We start from the raw sequence: 19,122 nt of genomic DNA on the forward strand, positions 1-19,122 counted from the left end.
ATCGCGGCCATTTGGTTTTTCATAGGATGTTAAGCTGAGAGGCATAGCGTTGCGACAACTGGAGAGTTGAGCAAGTACAGGGACTTCATGGTGCCGGATGCCAGTCAAGTAGAGGCCCGGGTCGAGCTGGATTTTGGCGCGATCCGCAAGGTTCTTGTTGTGGACGACAGCCGTCTGCAGCGGCGCATTCTGGTGGCCTCGCTAAAAAAGTGGGGATTCGAGGTTCTTGAAGCCGACAGTGGTGAAGCCGCGATAGAGCTTTGCACCTCGGACCCACCTGATCTTGTTCTAAGCGACTGGGTCATGCCAGGTATGGGCGGGCTTGAGTTTTGTCGCGCCTTCCGAGAGCTGGACAGTGAGCAATATAGCTATTTCATTCTTCTGACCTCAAAAAGCGAAAAGCAGGAGGTCGCGCGCGGTCTGGATGCTGGGGCAGACGATTTTCTGATCAAGCCGCTTGAGGCTGATGAGCTGCGTGCTCGCATATCGGCCGGGGCGCGTATTCTTGACATGCAACGCGAATTGTCCCGAAAAAACCAGTTGATCGAAACAGCGCTGAACGAACTGAAGCTTGCCCATGATGCGATCGATAAAGACCTGATGCAGGCGCGCAAAATTCAGGATTCGCTGGTGCCTGAATTGAAGGGGACCTTTGGCAACTCACAGGTCAGCCTGCTTCTGAAACCCTGTGGTCATATCGGTGGTGACCTGGTGGGGATGTTCTCGCCCGGTGTCAATCGGCTGGGGTTCTACAGCATCGATGTCTCCGGCCACGGGATCACCTCTGCGATGATGACGGCACGGCTGGGCGGGTATCTGTCCAGCACGCATTTCGATCAGAACATCGCGATGGAGCGTCGTTTCAATAAATTCTACGCCCTTCTGCCACCCGAAGAGGTCGCGTCGTTGCTCAACTCGCGTCTGATCGCCGATGCCGGGATCGAAGAATATTTCACCATGGTCTATGCCATCATCGATCTGCGCAACGGACATCTGAAAATGGTGCAGGCCGGACACCCGCATCCGCTGTTGCTGCGCCGTGATGGTAAAACCGAGTTTCTGGGCGAAGGCGGGTTGCCCATTGGCCTGCTGCCTGAGGCGCAGTTTCAGCAGACGGAAACCTATATGCAACCGGGCGACAAGCTGCTCTTGCATTCGGACGGGTTCACCGAATGCCAGCTCGCCGACGGCAGTCTGCTGGATGATGACGGGTTGAAGGCGATGGCTGTTGAATGCGCCGCCGATCACGGTGGACCGGAATTCCTGGATGACATGTTCTGGCGTCTTACACAGGTGATGTCACCGGACAGCGGAATTGCGGATGATGTCTCTGCAGTGTTTTTTGAATATAACGGACCTTAAAGCCCATGCAGGTGGCGCTGGGCGAAATGGGCGTCGCCCTCATTGCCCAACAGATGAACGGCATCTGCGGTCTCCATCCAAATGGCCTCGTGAAAGTCTTCGGTCGGAGGGCCTAGGCGTCTGACCGGGTGGGCGCGGTAAATCAGGCAGACCTTCTCGGCCCACAGATCGTATTCCGGCATGTAGGTATATCGACGAAACGCACCCACTCTCCGGGGCGCGGCGATCAGCCAGCCGGTTTCTTCGTAAACCTCACGGTGAAGCGCTGTAATGGGTGATTCCCCCGGATCGATGCCGCCGCCCGGCAGCTGCAGATCGGGTCCGGGTTCCAGCTGACAGGTCAGCAGCAATCGGTTGCCTTGTGGCAATAGGGCATAAACGCCGGCCCGCCGGGTGTATTTTCGCTCTGCCTCGGGGCTTTCACCGAACCGTCTGATCATGTAAGGCCCCTTTCAACCCAAACTGTTCAACCTATATGGTGGCGGTATGCCAACCTGTGGCGCTTAAGGAAACCCCATGTCTATTGGAACCAAAATCGCGTGGGACGATACCGTCCTGCCCTTTCAACTCGATATACCCGACATGCGAGGCCGCGTGGCCCGGCTGGACGGCGTGTTGGGCGGCATCTTGAAACAGCACGACTACCCCGAGGTGGTCGAGGCGCTGGTGGCCGAGATGGCCCTGCTGACTGCATTGATAGGGCAAACGGTATCGCTGCGCTGGAAGCTGTCTCTGCAGGTGCAATCCAAGGGCGCGGTGCGGATGATCGCAACCGATTATTATGCGCCACAGGTCGAGGGCGAACCCGCGCAGATCCGCGCCTATGCGAGCTTTGACCGCGACCGGCTGACCGATGCAGCCCCTTTCGATCAGGTGGGTGACGGGTACTTCGCCATCATGATCGACCAAGGTGAAGGTACACAGCCTTATCAGGGCATCACCCCACTGGCTGGGGGATCACTGAGCGCGTGTGCGGAAGCCTATTTCGCGCAGTCCGAACAGCTGCCGACCCGATTTTCGTTGAGCTTCGGCAAATCGACCGAACCCGGTGTCGGTGAACACTGGCGCGCTGGCGGGATCATGCTGCAGCACATGCCCAAAGCCTCGCCCTTTGCGGCTTCCGGGGAGGGCAGCGGAGAGATCCTGTCTGCCTCGGATCTGGTGGATGGTGAAGAGGGCGAGAACTGGGATCGCGTCAACATCCTGCTCGACACCGTGGATGATCTGGAGATGATCGGGCCATCCGTTGCGCCAACCGACCTTCTGGTGCGTCTGTTTCACGAGGAACAGCCTCGCGTCTATGATGCACAGCAGGTAAAATTCGGTTGCACTTGTTCCGAAGATCGCGTGCGCCAAAGCCTGTCGATCTATTCGGCGCAGGATATTGCGACAATGACCACGGACGAAGGCACCGTCACAGCAGACTGCCAATTCTGCGGTGCGCACTATGTGCTGGACCCTGCGACCGTCGGGTTCGAGGCCGAAGGCCCGGATGGCGCGTGATCTGATCACAGACCTGACCGAGGCGCTGAGCCGTGATGGGTCCGGGTCCAGTGACTTTGATCTGAACCCGGAAACGGTGCTGCCGGCGGGGCGCAAACTGCGCCCTGCGGGCGTGTTAGTGCCTGTTTCTGTGACCGGAGACGCACCGCGATTGATCCTGACCAAACGCTCTTCGGCGTTGAAACACCATCCGGGCCAGATCGCCTTTCCGGGTGGAAAACAGGATGAGGGCGACATCGACGTTACTGCGACAGCTTTGCGCGAAGCACAGGAAGAAATTGGTCTTCCGCCAGAATTACCCAGTATTCTGGGTCATCTGCCGACTCATGAAACCGTGACGTCCTTTTCGGTCACGCCGGTTGTTGCGATCCTTGAAGCCAGTTTTGAACCAGTCGCCGAACCGGGCGAGGTGGATGAGATCTTCTTCGTTCCGCTTGCGCATGTCCTGAACCCAGAGAATTATGTCGTCGAGTCGCGCCGTTGGCGTGGCCAAAGACGGTATTACTATGCTGTGCCCTATGGCCCCTATTATATCTGGGGTGCGACGGCACGGATGCTGCGGGGATTGGCTGCGCGGATGAGTGAATGAAGCGGATCACAGAAGATTGGTTAACCGACCAAGCCACGCAGGATGTATGCACCGCCCTGACCAATGGCGGGGCGCAGGCGCTATTCGTCGGAGGTTGTGTGCGCAATGCTCTGCTGCAGGCGCCGGTTTCTGACATTGATATCGCCACAGACGCTGGGCCGGAACACGTCGTGGAACTGGCGCAGAAAGCTGGGCTGAAGCCGATACCAACAGGGATAGACCATGGCACCGTGACGATTGTCAGCAAAGGTATCCCGCACGAGGTCACGACGTTTCGCCGTGACGTCGAAACGGATGGTCGGCGTGCTGTCGTCGCCTTTTCCGACAAGGTCGAAGAAGACGCCGCGCGTCGTGATTTCACCATGAACGCGCTTTATGCCAAACCTGACGGCACAATCCTTGATCCGCTGAACGGTTTGCCGGATCTACAGGCGCGTCGCGTACGGTTCATCGGGGAGGCCAGTGATCGCATCCAAGAAGACTACCTGAGATCGCTCAGATATTTCAGGTTTCATGCTTGGTACGGGGATGCGGACGGTGGCTTTGACCCCGCTGCACTGGATGCAATAGCTGCAAATTTGGACGGGTTAGAGACACTTTCGCGCGAACGGGTCGGGGCCGAGATGCTTAAACTGCTCGCTGCGCCTGACCCCGCGCCGTCGGTGGCCGCCATGCGCATCACTGGCGTTTTGGCGCAGCTTTTGCCCGGGGCTGATGACCGGGCGCTGGCGATCCTGATTCAGCTGGAACAAGACGCCCATGCAGCGCCCGAAGCGATTCGTCGTTTGGCCGCGATTGCATCGCCCGAAGTGGCCAAAACCCTGCGTCTTAGCCGCGCGCAACTGCAGCGTCTGGCTCGGATGCGCGACGAAGCGATGGCGACGACCAGTGTCGCAGAATTGGGTTATCGCTATGGGTCGGAAGGCGGATTGCACGAGACACTTTTGCGTCATGCATTTCTTGAACAGCCTTGGTCCGAAGACCTGAACCGAGCTTTGCAAAAAGGGTCTGCGGCCAGTTTCCCGATCAAGGCGGCGGATTTGATCCCCGCCTTCTCGGGCTCCGCGCTGGGCGCAAAACTGGCCGAGCTTGAGGCGCGTTGGATCGCGTCGGATTTCGCGCTTAGCCGCGAAGAATTGCTGGCCGACTGATTTGAAGTCTCAAAAAGGGATGACAAACCCGATTTGATTTGGCAGGGTGCGCCTGACTCATATGGAGGGAGGAATGCGAATGTATTACGGGATCTGGTTCGGCTAAAGCCCGGAACACTTTGACCCGTGGGGGTGGTGTTCTGGCGCCATCTTTCTTCGCATGACCTATTTTCTGCTCAATCGGAGCACTCTCCATGTTTCGCTACTTCGAAAATCTCATTGACCCTTTTGTTGCCTATGAACAGGTTGACAAGCCACCGACGCGGCTGTGGCCTTTCATGCTGGGATACTCGCAGCCTTTCAAACGCGTTTTTGTATTGGCCGCGCTGATGTCCGTGGTCGTTGCTGCTGTCGAGGTCGGGCTGATCTTTTATATGGGTCGCGTTGTGGACCTGTTGGGCAGTTCTCCTGCTGAATTCTGGCAGGCGCACGGGACTGAATTGGTCGTGGTTGCCGCCTTGATCCTGTTTATTCGTCCCATCCTTCAGCTTGTTGACGTCTTGCTGCTCAACAACACAATCCTGCCGAACTTTGGCACTCTGATCCGTTGGCGGGCGCATAAACATGTTCTGCGTCAATCGGTTGGCTGGTTCGAGAATGACTTTGCCGGGCGCATCGCAAACCGGGTTGTTCAGACCCCGCCCGCCGCGGGCGAGGTGGTGTTTCAGGTCTTTGACGCGATTTCATTCTCGATCGCCTACATGATCGGCGCGGCCATTTTGCTGATGGCAGCTGATCCGCGCCTGTTGCTGCCGTTGCTGATTTGGCTGGTGTTCTATGGGGCCTTGGTGCGGTGGACCGTCAAGCGGGTCGGCCCCGCGTCGCAGGCGGCGTCGGATGCAAGATCTACCGTGACGGGCCGGGTGGTGGATAGCTATACCAACATCCACTCCATCAAGATGTTTGCCCATGACACTCAGGAACAGGACTATGCGCGCGAGGCGATTGCGGAAACCCGCCGCACTTTCCAGATCGAGATGCGGATTTTCACCATTATGGATGCCGCGCTGGTTGCATTGAACGGTGTGCTGATCGTGGGAGTCGTTGGTTGGGCGATCTTGCTTTGGACGCAAGGTAGCGCAACGGTCGGTGTGGTGGCCGCCGCCACAGCCTTGACGCTGCGGCTGAATGCCATGACCGGGTGGATCATGTGGGCGCTGACCAGCTTCTTTCGCGAATTGGGTATCGTTGCCGAGGGTATGCAGACCATCGCGCAGCCCATCGATCTGTTGGACGAACCTGATGCGAAACCTTTGCGGCTGGGTAATGGCCAGATCGAAATACGCGATCTGTCTCATCACTATGGACGGGAAACCGGTGGTTTGGATCACGTCAACTTGACCATCCGGCCAGGCGAAAAGATCGGCCTGATCGGTCGCTCAGGTGCCGGAAAATCGACCCTAGTAAAGCTGCTTTTGCGGTTTTACGACGTCGAGAAGGGTGCGATCCTGATCGATGGCCAGGATATCTCGAAGGTCACGCAGGACAGTTTGCGCAGCCATATTGGCATGGTTCAGCAGGACAGTGCTCTGTTGCACCGCTCGGTTCGGGCCAATATCCTCTATGGTCGGCCTGATGCGACCGAAGAACAGATGATTGCCGCTGCGAAACAGGCCGAAGCGCATGAGTTCATCCTCGATCTGCAAGACCCGGAGGGCCGCACTGGCTATGATGCGCATGTGGGCGAGCGGGGCGTGAAACTGTCGGGCGGTCAGCGGCAGCGTGTAACGCTGGCGCGGGTGATCCTGAAAGACGCGCCGATTTTGCTATTGGACGAGGCGACATCTGCCCTAGATTCCGAAGTCGAAGCCTCGATACAGGAAACACTCTACGGCATGATGCAAGGCAAGACCGTGATCGCCATCGCGCACCGGCTCAGCACGATTGCTCAGATGGATCGCATCCTTGTGATGGATGGCGGCCGGATCGTTGAACAAGGTGGTCATTCCGATCTGTTGGCGCAAGGAGGGCTTTACGCTCAGTTCTGGGCGCGGCAATCTGGAGGCTTCCTAAACCCGGAGGCCGCTGAATGAGGATTGCCGACCTCATCCAACCGTTCAAAGACACAGAAACGCCCCCGCCGCAAACGCTGGGGGCGTTCATCCGTTGGAGCTTGTCCGGCGCCTGGCCGATGCTGTTCGTCGCAGCCGCCTTCTCGGCGATCGCGGGTGCGATGGAGGCTGGCACCGCCTGGGTCTTGGGCCGCGTGATTGATCTGACCACCAACAGCAGCCCCGAGGCGTTTCTGACCGGCGGCAATCTCGCGATCATTTTGGGTGCTGTCGCATTCTTCATGCTTCTACGCCCCGCACTGTTCGGACTGTCATCGGTGGCAAACAACTACATCGTCATGCCCAACATCACGCCGTTGGTTTTGGCAAAACTGAACCGCTGGACGCTGGGCCAGTCTGTGACCTATTTCGATGACGATTTCGCCGGACGTATCGCCCAAAAACAGATGCAGACATCGAACGCCATGACGCAAGTGGTGTCCGAAACAATCAGCGCTATTGTCTTCGCTATTGCCTCACTTGCAGGCTCATTGCTTTTATTAGGGTCTATTCACCCGCTTGTGATGCTGCCATTTGTTGCCTGGCTTGTTGTCTATTTCCTGCTGGTGCGCTGGTATCTTCCACGCATCCGCGTACGCTCTGCTGCGCGGGCGGGGGCGCGGGCGATGGTGTCGGGGCAGGTGGTCGATACGATCACCAACATCAAGACCGTCAAGCTGTTTGCCCATTCCGAGTTCGAAGATCATACCGCCCGAAATTCCATGGTCGACCTGCGTGAACGGTCGCTGGAATTCGGCAAACTATCGGCCAGTTTCCGGTTCATCCTGATGACTCTGGCGGGGGTTCTGCCGGTCCTGTTGATCGGCGCAACGCTATGGCTGTGGCGGGCGGGTGGCGCGACCGCCGGGGATATCGTAGCGGCGGGGGCCGTGGCGATCCGTATCTCACAAATGACAGGCTGGGTTAGTTTCACACTGATGGGTCTTTACGCAAATGTCGGTGAGATTGAAAACGGGATGCATACTCTGACCAAGCGCGACCGGGTCGAGGACGCGATGAACGCCTCTGAACTGATCGTCTCAGAAGGGGAGATTGCGTTTGATCATGTCAGTTTTGCTTATGGCCGCGATATTGGCGGTGTCTCCGATCTGCATTTCACCGCCGCACCGGGCGAAAAGCTGGGCATTGTCGGGGCGTCTGGTGCAGGGAAATCAACGTTGGTTTCACTGCTGCTCAGGCTCTATGACGGCGAAAAAGGCGTCATTCGCATCGACGGGCAGGATGTCAGCCAAGTCACTCAGGACAGCTTGCGCCGCCAGATCGGCATGGTCACGCAGGAAACCGCAATGTTCAATCGTTCGGCGCGCGAGAACATCCTCTATGGTCGTCCTGACGCGACTGAAGATGAGCTGATAGAGGCCGCGACCAAAGCCGAGGCGCATGAATTCATACTCGGTCTCGAGGATGCGCAAGGACGCAAGGGCTATGACGCGCATCTGGGCGAACGCGGCGTGAAGCTGAGCGGCGGGCAACGACAGCGGATCGCCTTGGCTCGCGCTATCCTGAAAGACGCACCGATATTGGTTCTGGACGAGGCGACGTCGGCATTGGACTCCGAGGTCGAGGCAGCGATTCAGACGGCACTGCACCGGGTGATGCAGGGCAAGACCGTGCTGGCTATTGCCCACCGCCTGTCCACGCTTAGCGAGATGGATCGGATTATTGTTCTGGACCACGGTCACATCGTTGAAAGCGGGACGCACGAGGCTCTGCTGGAGCGTGGCGGGTTGTACGCCCGGTTCTGGCATCGCCAATCGGGCGGCTTCATTCAGGCCGAGGCTGCAGAATAAAGGGTTTTGTTGCGCTCAAACCCCAGTTATCAGGCCTCCATGACGCAGCAATACACAATAAACCGCCTTGGACATCAGGGCGACGGAATCGCCGATGGTCCGATCTATGCGCCACGCACTCTGCCGGGTGAAGTGGTCAGCGGTACGTTGCTGGGTCAGTTTTTGAACGATATTCGCGTCGAAACACCCTCGGATCAGCGGGTGAAGGCACCCTGCCGTCATTACAAGGCCTGCGGCGGCTGCCAGTTGCAACATGCGACCGATAATTTTGTCGCCGAGTGGAAAGTTGAGGTGGTGCGCAACGCGTTGGCCGCGCAGGGGCTCGATGCCCCGATGCGGCCCATTCACACTTCGCCTGATCGATCCCGCCGTCGGGCCACCATCGCCGTGCGGCGCACCAAGAAGGGTACGCTGGCCGGGTTTCATGGTCGCGCTTCTGACACGATTACCGAAATCCCGGATTGCCATTTGCTGCACCCAACCTTGATTGCTGCCATCCCGGTGGCCGAAGCCTTGGCGTTGTTGGGTGGCAGTCGGAAAGGTGTGTTGGCCGTAACGCTGACCCTGTCCGAAGGCGGATTGGATGTTGCGGTCAAGGGCGGCAAACCGCTGGATGGACCGTTGGAGCTGGCGCTCGCGCAGGCGACCGAGCATCACGGCCTTGCCCGGCTTAGTTGGGATGATGAGGTTATCGCCATGCGTGTACCTCCGATCCAACGCTTTGGAACCGCTGGCGTCACCCCACCGCCCGGAGCGTTTTTGCAAGCCACAAAAGACGGAGAACAGGCTCTATTACAGGCCGTTTCCGATGCGACGCAGGGGGCCAAGCGGATTGTCGATCTATTCGCGGGCTGCGGAACCTTCTCGCTGCCGCTGGCGCAGACGGCCGAGGTGCATGCGGTTGAAGGTGAGGCCGAGATGACGAAGGCCTTGGATCAGGGCTGGCGCAAGGCGCAAGGCTTGAAACACGTCACAGCCGAGGCCCGAGACCTGTTCCGCCGCCCGCTCATGCCCGATGAACTCAAGAAATTCGACGCCGTTGTGCTTGACCCGCCGCGTGCTGGGGCCGAGGCGCAGGTGGCCGAGCTGGCGCAGGCCATGCGCCCGGTGGTTGCTTATGTCTCGTGCAACCCGATCACCTTTGCCCGTGACGCAAAAATGCTGGTTAACGCCGGATATGCCCTTGAATGGGTACAGGTGGTTGACCAATTTCGATGGTCGTCACACACCGAACTTGCTGCTCGGTTCATTTTGAACAAATAACCCTGAGATAAGGACCGCCCGCATGGTGATCGCCCAACGACTGCTGCCCATCATCGAAGCACCGGCTTTCGGGAAATTCATCACCGGTGTGATCCTGTTCAACGCGGTACTGCTGGGGATGGAGACATCGCCTACGCTGATGGACGCAGCGGGCCCGCTGATCGTGACGCTGGACAAGCTGTGCCTTTCCATATTCGTCATCGAAATCGTCATGAAACTGATCGCCACAGGGCGCCGGTTCTTCACCAGCGGCTGGAATGTGTTTGATTTCGTGATCGTGGGCGTCGCCCTAGTTCCCAGTGCAGGGGCGCTTTCAGTTCTGCGGGCACTGCGTATCCTCCGGGTGCTGCGCGTCATCTCGGTCGCGCCGCGCCTGCGCCGAGTGGTCGAAGGCTTCATCTCAGCCCTGCCGGGCATGGCCAGCGTGTTCCTGCTGATGGCGATCCTGTTTTACATCGGCGCTGTGATCTCAACCAAACTTTTCTCGGGCACGTTCCCCGATTGGTTCGGCGATCTGGGTCTGTCGGCCTATACGCTGTTCCAGATCATGACGCTGGAAAGCTGGTCCATGGGCATTGTCCGCCCTGTGATGGAGGTGTATCCCTACGCTTGGCTTTTCTTTGTTCCCTTCATCATGGTGACCACCTTTGCGGTGGTGAACTTGCTGGTCGGTCTCATCGTGAACTCGATGCAGGATGCGCACCATGCCGAGGATGAGGTCAAGACCGATGCCTATCGTGATGAGGTTCTTGAAAGGCTGGAATCGATCGAACGCCGCCTGACGGAACAGTCGAACAGCAAAAAGTGATTTAAGTTTCGCGAAAATCTGGCATAATAATTGACAAAAAAGAGCATCAGGCAGTGAAAATAATGGATCGTCGAGCATTCGGAATGGGCGCAATGGCAACGCTGAGCCTTTCAGCGTGTGCCTCAGCGAAACCCAGATTTCTTTCTTATCGCGGGCCCGAGGTGACCTCGATGGTCATCAACAAAGGTGCACGCAAGCTGTATTTGCTCCATAACGAGCAGATTTTGCGGGAGTATGATATCGATCTAGGATTTGCGCCCACCGGCACGAAAAACAAAAAAGGCGATGGCCGTACGCCCGAGGGCACCTATCTGATCGACCGTCGCAATCCGCGCAGCAGGTATCATCTATCGTTGGGTATATCGTATCCCAATTCGGAAGACTTGGCTAAAGCCAAGGCCGCAGGTGTTGATCCGGGCGGCGACATCTTCATTCACGGACAACCCAATCTGCGATCCGAGTTCAAGCGGGCGAAGAAGACCCCGGATTGGACGGCAGGTTGTATTGCGGTCAAGAATGATGAGATCGAAGAGATCTACGCCATGGTGAATGAAGGAACCGTGATTACCCTGCGCCCCTAAGCAAGGTTCAAAGCGGTTTCCAGTCACCAAATCCAAATATTGTATAGTCGCGCTGGTATGCTTCCTTCGCCAGCGCTTCAAGCTGTGCGTCGTAAATCTGATCAAGTGCAAACGGCGCGTCCGGCTTGGCCCTGTTTGGGGTTGGCGGGGCTGTATGCCCAACTTTGTAGGCAAGGTCGGGCAAGGCGGTTTCCATCTCATCCTCGCGCAGGATCAGGTCGGGCATGGTGAAACCGGCCATGCCTTCCAGCGTCTGCGCCTGTCCGCACCATTCCCCATCCACACGGATCGGGGTTTGACCCGCCAGAATACTGCGCAGCATGCCCAAAAAGGCCGCGAACGCCTCGGAATGCTGATCGCGGGTATAATTGCTGAGATCACCCTTGGCAGGCAGCGGGACCTTGTACCGTCGGCTCAGCATATTGCGAATGCTGACATATGCGCCGGGGCCTGTGTGCAGAATACGGTCGCAGAACACAGCGTGCGCGCGCGCCAGCGGATGGCGCAGCACCGTGAATTTGAGGTGACCGGGATGATCCTGCATCCATTGACGGGTCTGTTTTTGATTGCGGCCGGTGATCAGGTCGGCTTGTGACACCCCGTCCAGATCGGCAATCCACTGCACCACTTCAGCCTCGGGGCCGCCGCGCACCGGAAGGTACATCAGCGAAGTTTGCGCAGCACCCACATAGCGCGAAACAGCCGGCCCGCGGTGCGGCTCGTAACTTGGGATATGGTGTAGCTTGAAGCGGTCACGTTGCGACAGGGCCAGCTCCATATCATCCGGATTGGTCACTTTCGACAGGGCAGGCGCTGGGTTTTGACGTTTGAGATGCTGGTTCAGCTCCTTAAGACGTGCGCTGACGCCAAGCCACGCGGCAAGGCCGTTCAGAACGTCCAAATCTGTTAGATCGTCATAGTCGATATAGAACGGTGTTTGCCCGGTGGTCTGCAGATGTTTGAGCACTGTTTGTTGAAATGCTTGCCGCTGGTCGAGCTGTTCGGCGAATTCTTCGGCATCGAAGGTGATTTGCGCCTCCCGCCGTTGCTTGATGTTTACCAACCGCCACTGCTTTGTTTCCAAGGCGATTTTCCACGATATGTAGCTATCCAGAGGGTTGCGCATCAGAATGATTTTGGCGCAGCGCGGATCATCCAGCGCCGGTGGCAGCGCCCGCGCATCGTGGTCGCTGAAAAAACGAAAGCCGTTCATCTCGCCCGGCGCCTTTCGGATAGCGTCGATTAGCGCCATCGGGTCGCGTTCACGATCTTCCAGGGTAAAGCCCAGAACACTGTCCAGTTTTGGCAGGCCGACGAAATAGGGGTTAAACGCTTCTCCGTGACACGTGACGCCATCCAGCGTGTTCAGCTGCAATTCAAGCAGGTTCGAACCGGTCCGCATATCGGCCAGAACGATGAAATAATCGAAGCGGCGGGTCATTTTATGTTACTGCACCAAATAGGGCTTCTTGAACGATTTGGACTGTGCGCCAAACACGTCATTCACAGGGAAATCCCCCATCAGATAGGGATGCATCCCCTGGTTCTTGAGGTTTTGCAGGAACTTTCCGAACCCGGTCAGATCCACCATCGTCGGTGCCTCGGTCAAATGGGTGGGCTTGGGCGCGCCCATGTCTTCCAGAACGGTCTGCAGTTGCTCCATCGGGGATTCCACAAACTCCGCCATTGTCCATATTCGAATGCGCGTCTTTGCGCGGGCGGCATCCAGCAGCTTGAGCTGTTTGCTTTCGATCTGTTGTAGGCGGGCAGCTTCGCACCGGATATCGGCAAAATTCAGGTTCGAACGGAACAATGGAACCGCCCAGGCCCCCGAGATGACCGCAATATGTGCATTCTGGTCTTGCGTCAGGAATTCATTGATTTTCTGAATATCCGTTGGCCCGAATTGAAAGCACTGACGCTCGCCTCGTGTATTCCAGATGAGGTTCGCCAGAAAGGCCGAGGGGTTATAGTCGCGTAGCGTGGCGCAATCGCTGAGCGCACCGTTGATGATCGTCTCATCTTCGGCAAATTGCGCCCGTTCGGGACCGAACAGGTGCCCATGCACCCGCCCGCCGATGGCGTTTGTCAGCCAAGGTTCGAAATCCTCGAACAACTCGGTAAAGCCTTGAAACACCGAATAGGGAAAGGCTGTCAGGCTGCGTTCCGTAGCCGCGCGGGGGAAGCGGCTTTGCATATAAAGACCATCCCGTCCGCGAACGCGCCGCTCGACCGCTTTGGAAAACACCCGGTCGATCTTGCCGGGGTTGGGCTCGGCGGGGGTCAGTGCGCCTTCGTGGTCGGTCAGGAAGGTCTGATACAACCGGTTCGCGCTGTGCCAGACTTTGCGCGCCACGAAACAGTCGGACCGGCGCAGCAATTGCAGGTGATCGTCGTAGAACATGTGCGGCCGACCTTGATAGTCGAACTTCGAAAGGGTCAGCGATCGGCTTTCGATATGGGTGGAATAGAGCCGTGCCAGTGTCTGAAAATAGCTTTCATCGGGAATCCAGACCTGGCGAAAATAGCGATCATATTCGGCGCGTTTGGGATCCTGAAGAATGGCCGACAAGGTTTGGCGGGTCAGACACCACCACTGGCTGCCCATATGGGGCACCAGACCGTCTGGAATTCTGCGGCGCAGACCGAGGGCGCGTTGCAACCGCACGTAATTGTCAAACAGTTTTCGTTGCCTGCGCCATGAGAAGGGGAAACTCAGGGTGAAACGTTCCAGATCCAGGCCGCCGATCGTCCAGCTGACGTCGCGCGTGGTTGCGCTTTCGATGAAATCGACACGGGGCCGGTCGGCCAGATAGTCGATCAGATCAGCGACCGGACGCAGCGGCAGACACGCGCCCGAGGACAGATATACATGCCGGACGTTCGGAAACCTCTCCAACATCAGCGATGCAGCGGATTGCGATGCGGCGACAATACCCCAGCCGCCCCATTCACAGACATGGCGTTCGGAAAACAGAATAAGCGGTTCATCCGAACAAGCGGCGACAAAATCGGAATAAGCCGGATCGCCGACTTTCTGATCTACATGAATGACCACAGGACAGCCCGAGGCGGCCCAATGGCGTGCCACCTGCTCAACCCGATCCAGCGCAGTGTGCACCAGCATTATGATGCCCAAGCTGCTCATGCCCAGTTCCCCTTGGACATCAGGCCGAGGATCTCAATCTGTCGCCAGTTGATGTATTTCTCGGACCATTTGTTCCAGAAAACCGGATTATCCTCTAACTGCTTGGCATAAGCCTTGTACTCGCCCGACGCAGCATAGTGCTGTCCGCGCAGCAACTCTTCTTTAGCTTTTTCCCCAAGCGTATTGATCAGCTTTGCATGCAACAGTGCTCCGCTGGTTTTTTCACCGCCCTGCTCTTCATAGACCTGATTGAGCCCGCGCGGCAGCAAGGCGTGGGTTGAGCTGACATATGCGTAGCGCCGGTGCCATTTCACAAGAGGTATCTTGTTCAGGGCCGGAGCCTTCAGGGGATTGTCCTGAAAGAAAACCCGTGCGCGTGCACCGCCTTGAATCCACAGATTCCCATAGGTCGGGTTGCGGGTAATCATGAAGTTGCCTGAATCGAACCAAGGCGCGACTTCAAAGGGGTTCTGGCCCTCATGATAGGGCGCATCCATGATTCCGGTTTCGGGATACATGTCGATCAGCATGGTGCCGAAACTGCGCACACCAGTATCGTCCAGCCAGTCGGTCAGGGCGCGGATCGGGCGGGTATCGCAAAAAGGATAGATAAAGAATTCATCCGGATCGACCGTCAGAACCCAGTGCTTATGCGCATAGCGGCGCAGCAGGTAGTTGGACCAATCCAGACCAAAGGTCGCATTCTTGTAACCTACATCCGTCCACCACACCGAAACGTCCGGCTGGCCGCTCAGGTATTCATGGGTGCCGTCATCGCTGTTGTTGTCCACGCACAGGAAGTGATTGATACCAAGCTTTCGATAGTACTCAAAAAAATAGGGAAGGCGGATCTTTTCGTTCCGCATCACACTCATCAACAAGATGTCGTTTTCTTTGATCTTGTTGGTGTTATCTTGCACCGCTTTCAGATCCCGGCGCCGACGCAGGCAACGCAGCAGGCGGCGCTTGCGCCGCAATCTCATGCGATAGGAATCCAAAAGGCTCACGCGGCTGCCCAACCTTTTTTGATACGCGCGTCTGCCCGGGGCCGCCTGAGGCCTGAGTGGTGCCGGACATTAACGTTTTATGACATCTCTGCACCTTGTGAGGCAACGGGTTTAAATCCGGTTTACTTCCCCCCTGTGGCAGGAAATCCGCCCGCGTTCATGAGCCCAAGGTCTTGTAACTGTTGCCAATCACCTAGTTTGACCGAGTCAGAAGTCCAAAGATCAGGCCCGCTGATGATCCCGTCATAATAGGCGTCGAACCGATCGGGGTCATGAAAATGTTGCCGCCTCTGTTTTTCGATCCGCGATTTGTCGACAACCTCGGGCAGGAATTTCGTGTGTAACAACACGCCCGAGGCGGTCTGCCCACTCGGACCGTCATATTCAAAATTCAGGAACCGGGGCAGCGCGGAATGGCACGAATTCACATAGGCCATATGCCGTGACCACCGGGTTAGAGGGATTTTGTTCAGGGTCGGTGATTTTTGGGGCTGATCTGCAAAAAACACCCGCTCGCGTACGCCTCCCTGAACCCAAAGGTTGCCCATCGGCCTTTGGCGCTGGGCACGATAGGGGCCGGGGTCAAACCAGTTCAGGCAATCGGTTGGATCGGAATGCGGATCATAACTTTGCTTGCCCAGCCGACCTTTGGGATAGAGATCCAGCATCATCGCCCCAAACGTGGTTTGACCGCGCGCGTCCAGCCATGCAGTTAAATCGCGCATCGTATGGGTGTTGTGATGGGCGTAGATCAGCAACTCATCGGCGTCGACCATCAACGTCCAGTGGTCGTGCCCAAATTTCCACTGCAGCCAAGTCAGCCAATCCAACCCGAACCGAGACGCTCGATAGCTCGCCGTAGTCCGCCACAGCGACACATCCGGCTGTTTAAGCAAATACGGGACCGAGCCGTCATCGCTGCCATTATCCACCATCAGAAAATGATCAACGCCCAGCGTGCGATAATGGTGAAAGAACCACGGCAGACGGCTGATCTCATTCCGCAGCGTGGTAAAGGCCAGAATGGCGCCGGGTGTGATCTTTTGCGTGTTGTCAGTCAACGACTTCAGTTGATGGCGGCTGCGAAAGGATCGCCACAACAGCCGCTTGCGTTTCAGGCGCAGCTTGTAGCGCTGCACCCAGGTAAGCGGCTGATCCTCAAGGTTCACTTGGTATAGCTGCCATTCTGATGCCAACGCCAGGCATCCGTGATCATCGTCTCTAACGTTGATCTTTTTGGTGTCCAGCCCAGCTCTTCCTTGGCTCGGACCGAGCCTGAAACTAGACGCGTGCAATCCCCGGCTCGGCGCGGGCCGATGCTATACGGCACCGCACGGTTGGTGACGGCTTTGGAATGCTCGATGACTTCCATCACCGAAAACCCCGACCCGGTGCCCAGATTGAACACGCGGCTTTCTTTGCCCTGTTCTAGCCACTTTAGCCCCAGTACATGTGCATCGACCAGATCACAGACGTGTACATAATCGCGGATGCAGGTGCCGTCGGGTGTGTCGTAATCGGTGCCGAATACAGTCAAGCCACCCCGCTTGCCATCGATGGCGTCCAGCATCAGCGGCACCAGATGGGTTTCTGGTTGGTGAAACTCTCCAACTTCGGCATCCGGGTCGGCCCCGGCCACGTTGAAATAGCGGAAGATCACGTGCTTTAGGCCATATGCGGCTTGGAAATCACGTAAGATGTCCTCGATCGCTCGTTTCGAAGCACCATAGGCATTCAATGGCTGCTGCTGAGTGCTCTCGTCCAGCACAACGTTGTCATGTTCGCCATAGATGGCGCAGGTCGACGAGAACACAAAGTTCAAACATCCCGCATCCACAGCCGCTTGTATCAGTGTCAGCGAACCGGTGACATTGTTCGACCAATACGTTCCGGGCTCAGCCATCGCTTCGCCGACCTGACTGAGGGCGGCGAAATGTATCACGGCGGCGGGTTGGTATTTGGCGAACACTTCGTCCAGCCGGGCGCGGTCCAGCAGGTCGCCCTGCTCGAAAGGGCCGAATTTCACCGCGTCCTGCCATCCGGTGACAAGATTGTCATAGGTTACGGGCGTATACCCCGCCCTTGCCAGTGCCTTGCAGGCATGAGAGCCGATATAACCTGCACCACCTGTAACCAGAATATTTGTCATTCAAGCCCCATAGCGGCCATCATTTCTTCGATCTTGGCCACGTCCTGCGGGTTGTTCAGCTCCCAGAACTGACGACCTTTGGCTTCAACTTCGACACACAGAACCTTGCGGCCGTTTTCCATGAAGCGCAGCTGTTCCAACCCTTCCAGTGTCTCCAGCGGACCGCTAGTCCAGCCCGGATAAGCAGTCAGAGCGTCAGGCCGATAGGCATAAACTCCGACGTGGTGGAATACCGGTGTCGGGTCACTGCTGGCATAGGTCTCGGCTGTGAAAGGGATCACTTCTTTCGAGAAGTAAAGCGCGCTGTGGTCATTGCCGAACACCGCTGTAGTGCCCCCGACCCGGCCTTGCTTGCGATCGTTCAGTAATCCGTTCAGTGCGTCCCCGTCACAGCGCAGCACGGGGGTGGCCACACCCGCATCTGGCGCGTTGCGCAGACCCGAGATCAGGTCTTCAACAAACCAATGCGGGGTCAAAGGCGCATCCCCTTGCAGGTTGACGACGATGTCATAACCGCCACCCAGAGCCGAGTGCGCCTCGGCGCAGCGTTCGGTACCGTTGCGGCAGGTGTCTGAAGTCATCACCACCTCGGCACCAAATCCCTCTGAGACTTCGCGGATACGGTCATCGTCGGTTGCCACAACCACGCGATCTACGCCTGACACGGAAATCGCAGCGCGCCAGGATCGTTCGATCAGAGTCATGCTGGTTCCGTTTGCCCCGGTCAGCGGAACCAGAGGTTTGCCTGGATAGCGGGTCGAAGCGTAGCGCGCGGGAATGGCAATCAATACTGACATCAGGCTTCCTTCAGCTCAACGCCTGGAGCATAGGCGATGAAAAATGGATTGGCATAGCCGTCTTTGCCATAGGTCAGCGGCGAATGGTCGTCAAAGCGCACCACATGTCCGCCCGCACCGGCCAGAACCGCGTGGCCCGCAGCGGTGTCCCACTCCATGGTGCGGCCAACACGGGGGTAGAGGTCGGCCTCTCCCGTCGCCACCAGACAGAACTTCAGCGACGACCCGGCACTTTTGGTGTCGCGCACCTGATATTTGTTGATGTAATCCTCGGTCGCCTGATCCCGATGCGACTTGGATGCAACGATCATCAGCGCCGAATTGTCTGGTTTAGAGACTGATATTGGCGTCAACACACCCGGCTGATCTTTGTCCAGTGCGCCGGTTTCCTCGACAGCTTGCCCATCGGCTTGCGTATAGAACATCCGCCCCCGCGCCGGTGCGTAAACCACACCGCGCGTCGGCACGCCGTTCTCGACCAGAGCAATATTTACCGTGAAATCGCCCCGCCGGTTGACGAACTCTTTGGTGCCGTCCAAAGGATCAACGATCAGAAAGGTTTCACCCTTTTCGGAATGCGAAGCTGCCTGTTCCTCGGTCACCAGCAGGATATCTGGAAAAGCCTCGCGCAATCCGGCCGAGATCAAAGCATCCGCCGCCTCGTCCGCCTCGGTTACCGGGCTTGAGTCTGACTTGACCTTGACGCCGAAATCATCCGCTTCATAGATCTGCATGATCTTGTCGCCTGCCTGCAAGGCCAGCCGCCGGATGACGGGAATAAGCGCGTCATAGGTCACAAAAAAGCTCCGTTCCTGTGGTTTGTTGATCAGGGCATCTCACGGACTTATGATGCGATGGATACGGAACAGCAAGAATTTCGTGCCAATTTGCGGCTGACACAG

17 protein-coding genes are annotated in these 19,122 nt (G+C 57.4%); 9 read left to right on the plus strand and 8 right to left on the minus strand.

All coding sequences use genetic code 11. The features are described from left to right. The first annotated feature begins 87 nt into the window (after positions 1 to 87). Positions 88 to 1,362, plus strand: a complete 1,275-nt coding sequence (locus ACR0KC_RS20290) for a SpoIIE family protein phosphatase (protein ID WP_170399510.1) — start codon at positions 88 to 90, stop codon at positions 1,360 to 1,362. On the opposite strand, the gene ACR0KC_RS20295 is transcribed toward ACR0KC_RS20290, so the two are convergent. Further along, on the minus strand, positions 1,359 to 1,802 hold the full coding sequence (locus ACR0KC_RS20295; RefSeq protein ID WP_480707510.1) for an NUDIX hydrolase: 444 nt from the start codon (positions 1,800 to 1,802) through the stop codon (positions 1,359 to 1,361). The genes ACR0KC_RS20290 and ACR0KC_RS20295 overlap by 4 nt on opposite strands. A 76-nt stretch (positions 1,803 to 1,878) precedes the next feature. Between ACR0KC_RS20295 and hslO the strand changes: the two genes are divergently transcribed. From hslO to ACR0KC_RS20335, 8 genes are all read left to right on the plus strand, one after another. After that, the gene (gene hslO, locus ACR0KC_RS20300; protein ID WP_170399357.1) at positions 1,879 to 2,865 is read left to right on the plus strand and encodes an Hsp33 family molecular chaperone HslO; all 987 of its coding nucleotides are present in this window, start codon (positions 1,879 to 1,881) and stop codon (positions 2,863 to 2,865) included. Beyond that, complete coding sequence (locus ACR0KC_RS20305) at positions 2,855 to 3,454, plus strand: CoA pyrophosphatase (protein WP_170399354.1); 600 nt, start codon at positions 2,855 to 2,857, stop codon at positions 3,452 to 3,454. The genes hslO and ACR0KC_RS20305 overlap by 11 nt, the downstream gene beginning before the upstream one ends. Further along, entirely contained in the window at positions 3,451 to 4,605 is a 1,155-nt protein-coding gene (locus ACR0KC_RS20310; RefSeq protein ID WP_480772196.1) for a CCA tRNA nucleotidyltransferase, read from the plus strand. The genes ACR0KC_RS20305 and ACR0KC_RS20310 overlap by 4 nt, the downstream gene beginning before the upstream one ends. A 194-nt stretch (positions 4,606 to 4,799) precedes the next feature. After that, positions 4,800 to 6,638: an ABC transporter ATP-binding protein gene (locus ACR0KC_RS20315; protein ID WP_170636716.1), complete on the plus strand. Its 1,839-nt coding sequence runs from the start codon at positions 4,800 to 4,802 to the stop codon at positions 6,636 to 6,638. Beyond that, positions 6,635 to 8,467, plus strand: coding sequence for an ABC transporter ATP-binding protein (locus tag ACR0KC_RS20320; RefSeq protein WP_170399345.1), 1,833 nt, complete (start codon positions 6,635 to 6,637; stop codon positions 8,465 to 8,467). Before ACR0KC_RS20315 ends, ACR0KC_RS20320 begins: the two co-directional genes overlap by 4 nt. Positions 8,468 to 8,506: 39 nt before the next feature. Beyond that, positions 8,507 to 9,730: a class I SAM-dependent RNA methyltransferase gene (locus ACR0KC_RS20325; protein ID WP_480707511.1), complete on the plus strand. Its 1,224-nt coding sequence runs from the start codon at positions 8,507 to 8,509 to the stop codon at positions 9,728 to 9,730. Between the two features lie 22 nt (positions 9,731 to 9,752). Continuing rightward, complete coding sequence (locus ACR0KC_RS20330) at positions 9,753 to 10,538, plus strand: ion transporter (protein ID WP_170408783.1); 786 nt, start codon at positions 9,753 to 9,755, stop codon at positions 10,536 to 10,538. A 62-nt stretch (positions 10,539 to 10,600) separates the two neighbouring features. Further along, positions 10,601 to 11,119: a L,D-transpeptidase family protein gene (locus ACR0KC_RS20335; RefSeq protein ID WP_170399336.1), complete on the plus strand. Its 519-nt coding sequence runs from the start codon at positions 10,601 to 10,603 to the stop codon at positions 11,117 to 11,119. Positions 11,120 to 11,126: 7 nt separating this feature from the next. Here the strand turns inward: ACR0KC_RS20335 and ACR0KC_RS20340 are convergent, their stop codons facing one another. The 7 genes from ACR0KC_RS20340 to cysQ form a co-directional block, all read right to left on the minus strand. After that, positions 11,127 to 12,560: a nodulation protein NodH gene (locus tag ACR0KC_RS20340; protein WP_480707512.1), complete on the minus strand. Its 1,434-nt coding sequence runs from the start codon at positions 12,558 to 12,560 to the stop codon at positions 11,127 to 11,129. 6 nt (positions 12,561 to 12,566) lie between these two features. Continuing rightward, entirely contained in the window at positions 12,567 to 14,267 is a 1,701-nt protein-coding gene (locus ACR0KC_RS20345) for a DUF5927 domain-containing protein (protein WP_480707513.1), read from the minus strand. After that, on the minus strand, positions 14,264 to 15,250 hold the full coding sequence (locus tag ACR0KC_RS20350; RefSeq protein WP_480707539.1) for a glycosyltransferase family 2 protein: 987 nt from the start codon (positions 15,248 to 15,250) through the stop codon (positions 14,264 to 14,266). Before ACR0KC_RS20350 ends, ACR0KC_RS20345 begins: the two co-directional genes overlap by 4 nt. Positions 15,251 to 15,396: 146 nt before the next feature. Further along, the gene (locus ACR0KC_RS20355; protein WP_480772197.1) at positions 15,397 to 16,470 is read right to left on the minus strand and encodes a glycosyltransferase family 2 protein; all 1,074 of its coding nucleotides are present in this window, start codon (positions 16,468 to 16,470) and stop codon (positions 15,397 to 15,399) included. Then, a complete protein-coding gene (galE, locus tag ACR0KC_RS20360; RefSeq protein ID WP_480707515.1) occupies positions 16,440 to 17,423 on the minus strand; it encodes a UDP-glucose 4-epimerase GalE in 984 nt (327 codons plus the stop codon). The genes ACR0KC_RS20355 and galE overlap by 31 nt, the downstream gene beginning before the upstream one ends. After that, complete coding sequence (locus ACR0KC_RS20365; RefSeq protein WP_170408777.1) at positions 17,420 to 18,220, minus strand: 3-deoxy-manno-octulosonate cytidylyltransferase family protein; 801 nt, start codon at positions 18,218 to 18,220, stop codon at positions 17,420 to 17,422. Before ACR0KC_RS20365 ends, galE begins: the two co-directional genes overlap by 4 nt. Next, a complete protein-coding gene (gene cysQ, locus ACR0KC_RS20370; RefSeq protein ID WP_480772198.1) occupies positions 18,220 to 19,017 on the minus strand; it encodes a 3'(2'),5'-bisphosphate nucleotidase CysQ in 798 nt (265 codons plus the stop codon). The genes ACR0KC_RS20365 and cysQ overlap by 1 nt, the downstream gene beginning before the upstream one ends. Between the last annotated feature and the right edge of the window lie 105 nt (positions 19,018 to 19,122).

The sequence above is a fragment of the Ruegeria sp. CF3 genome (genome assembly GCF_056537365.1).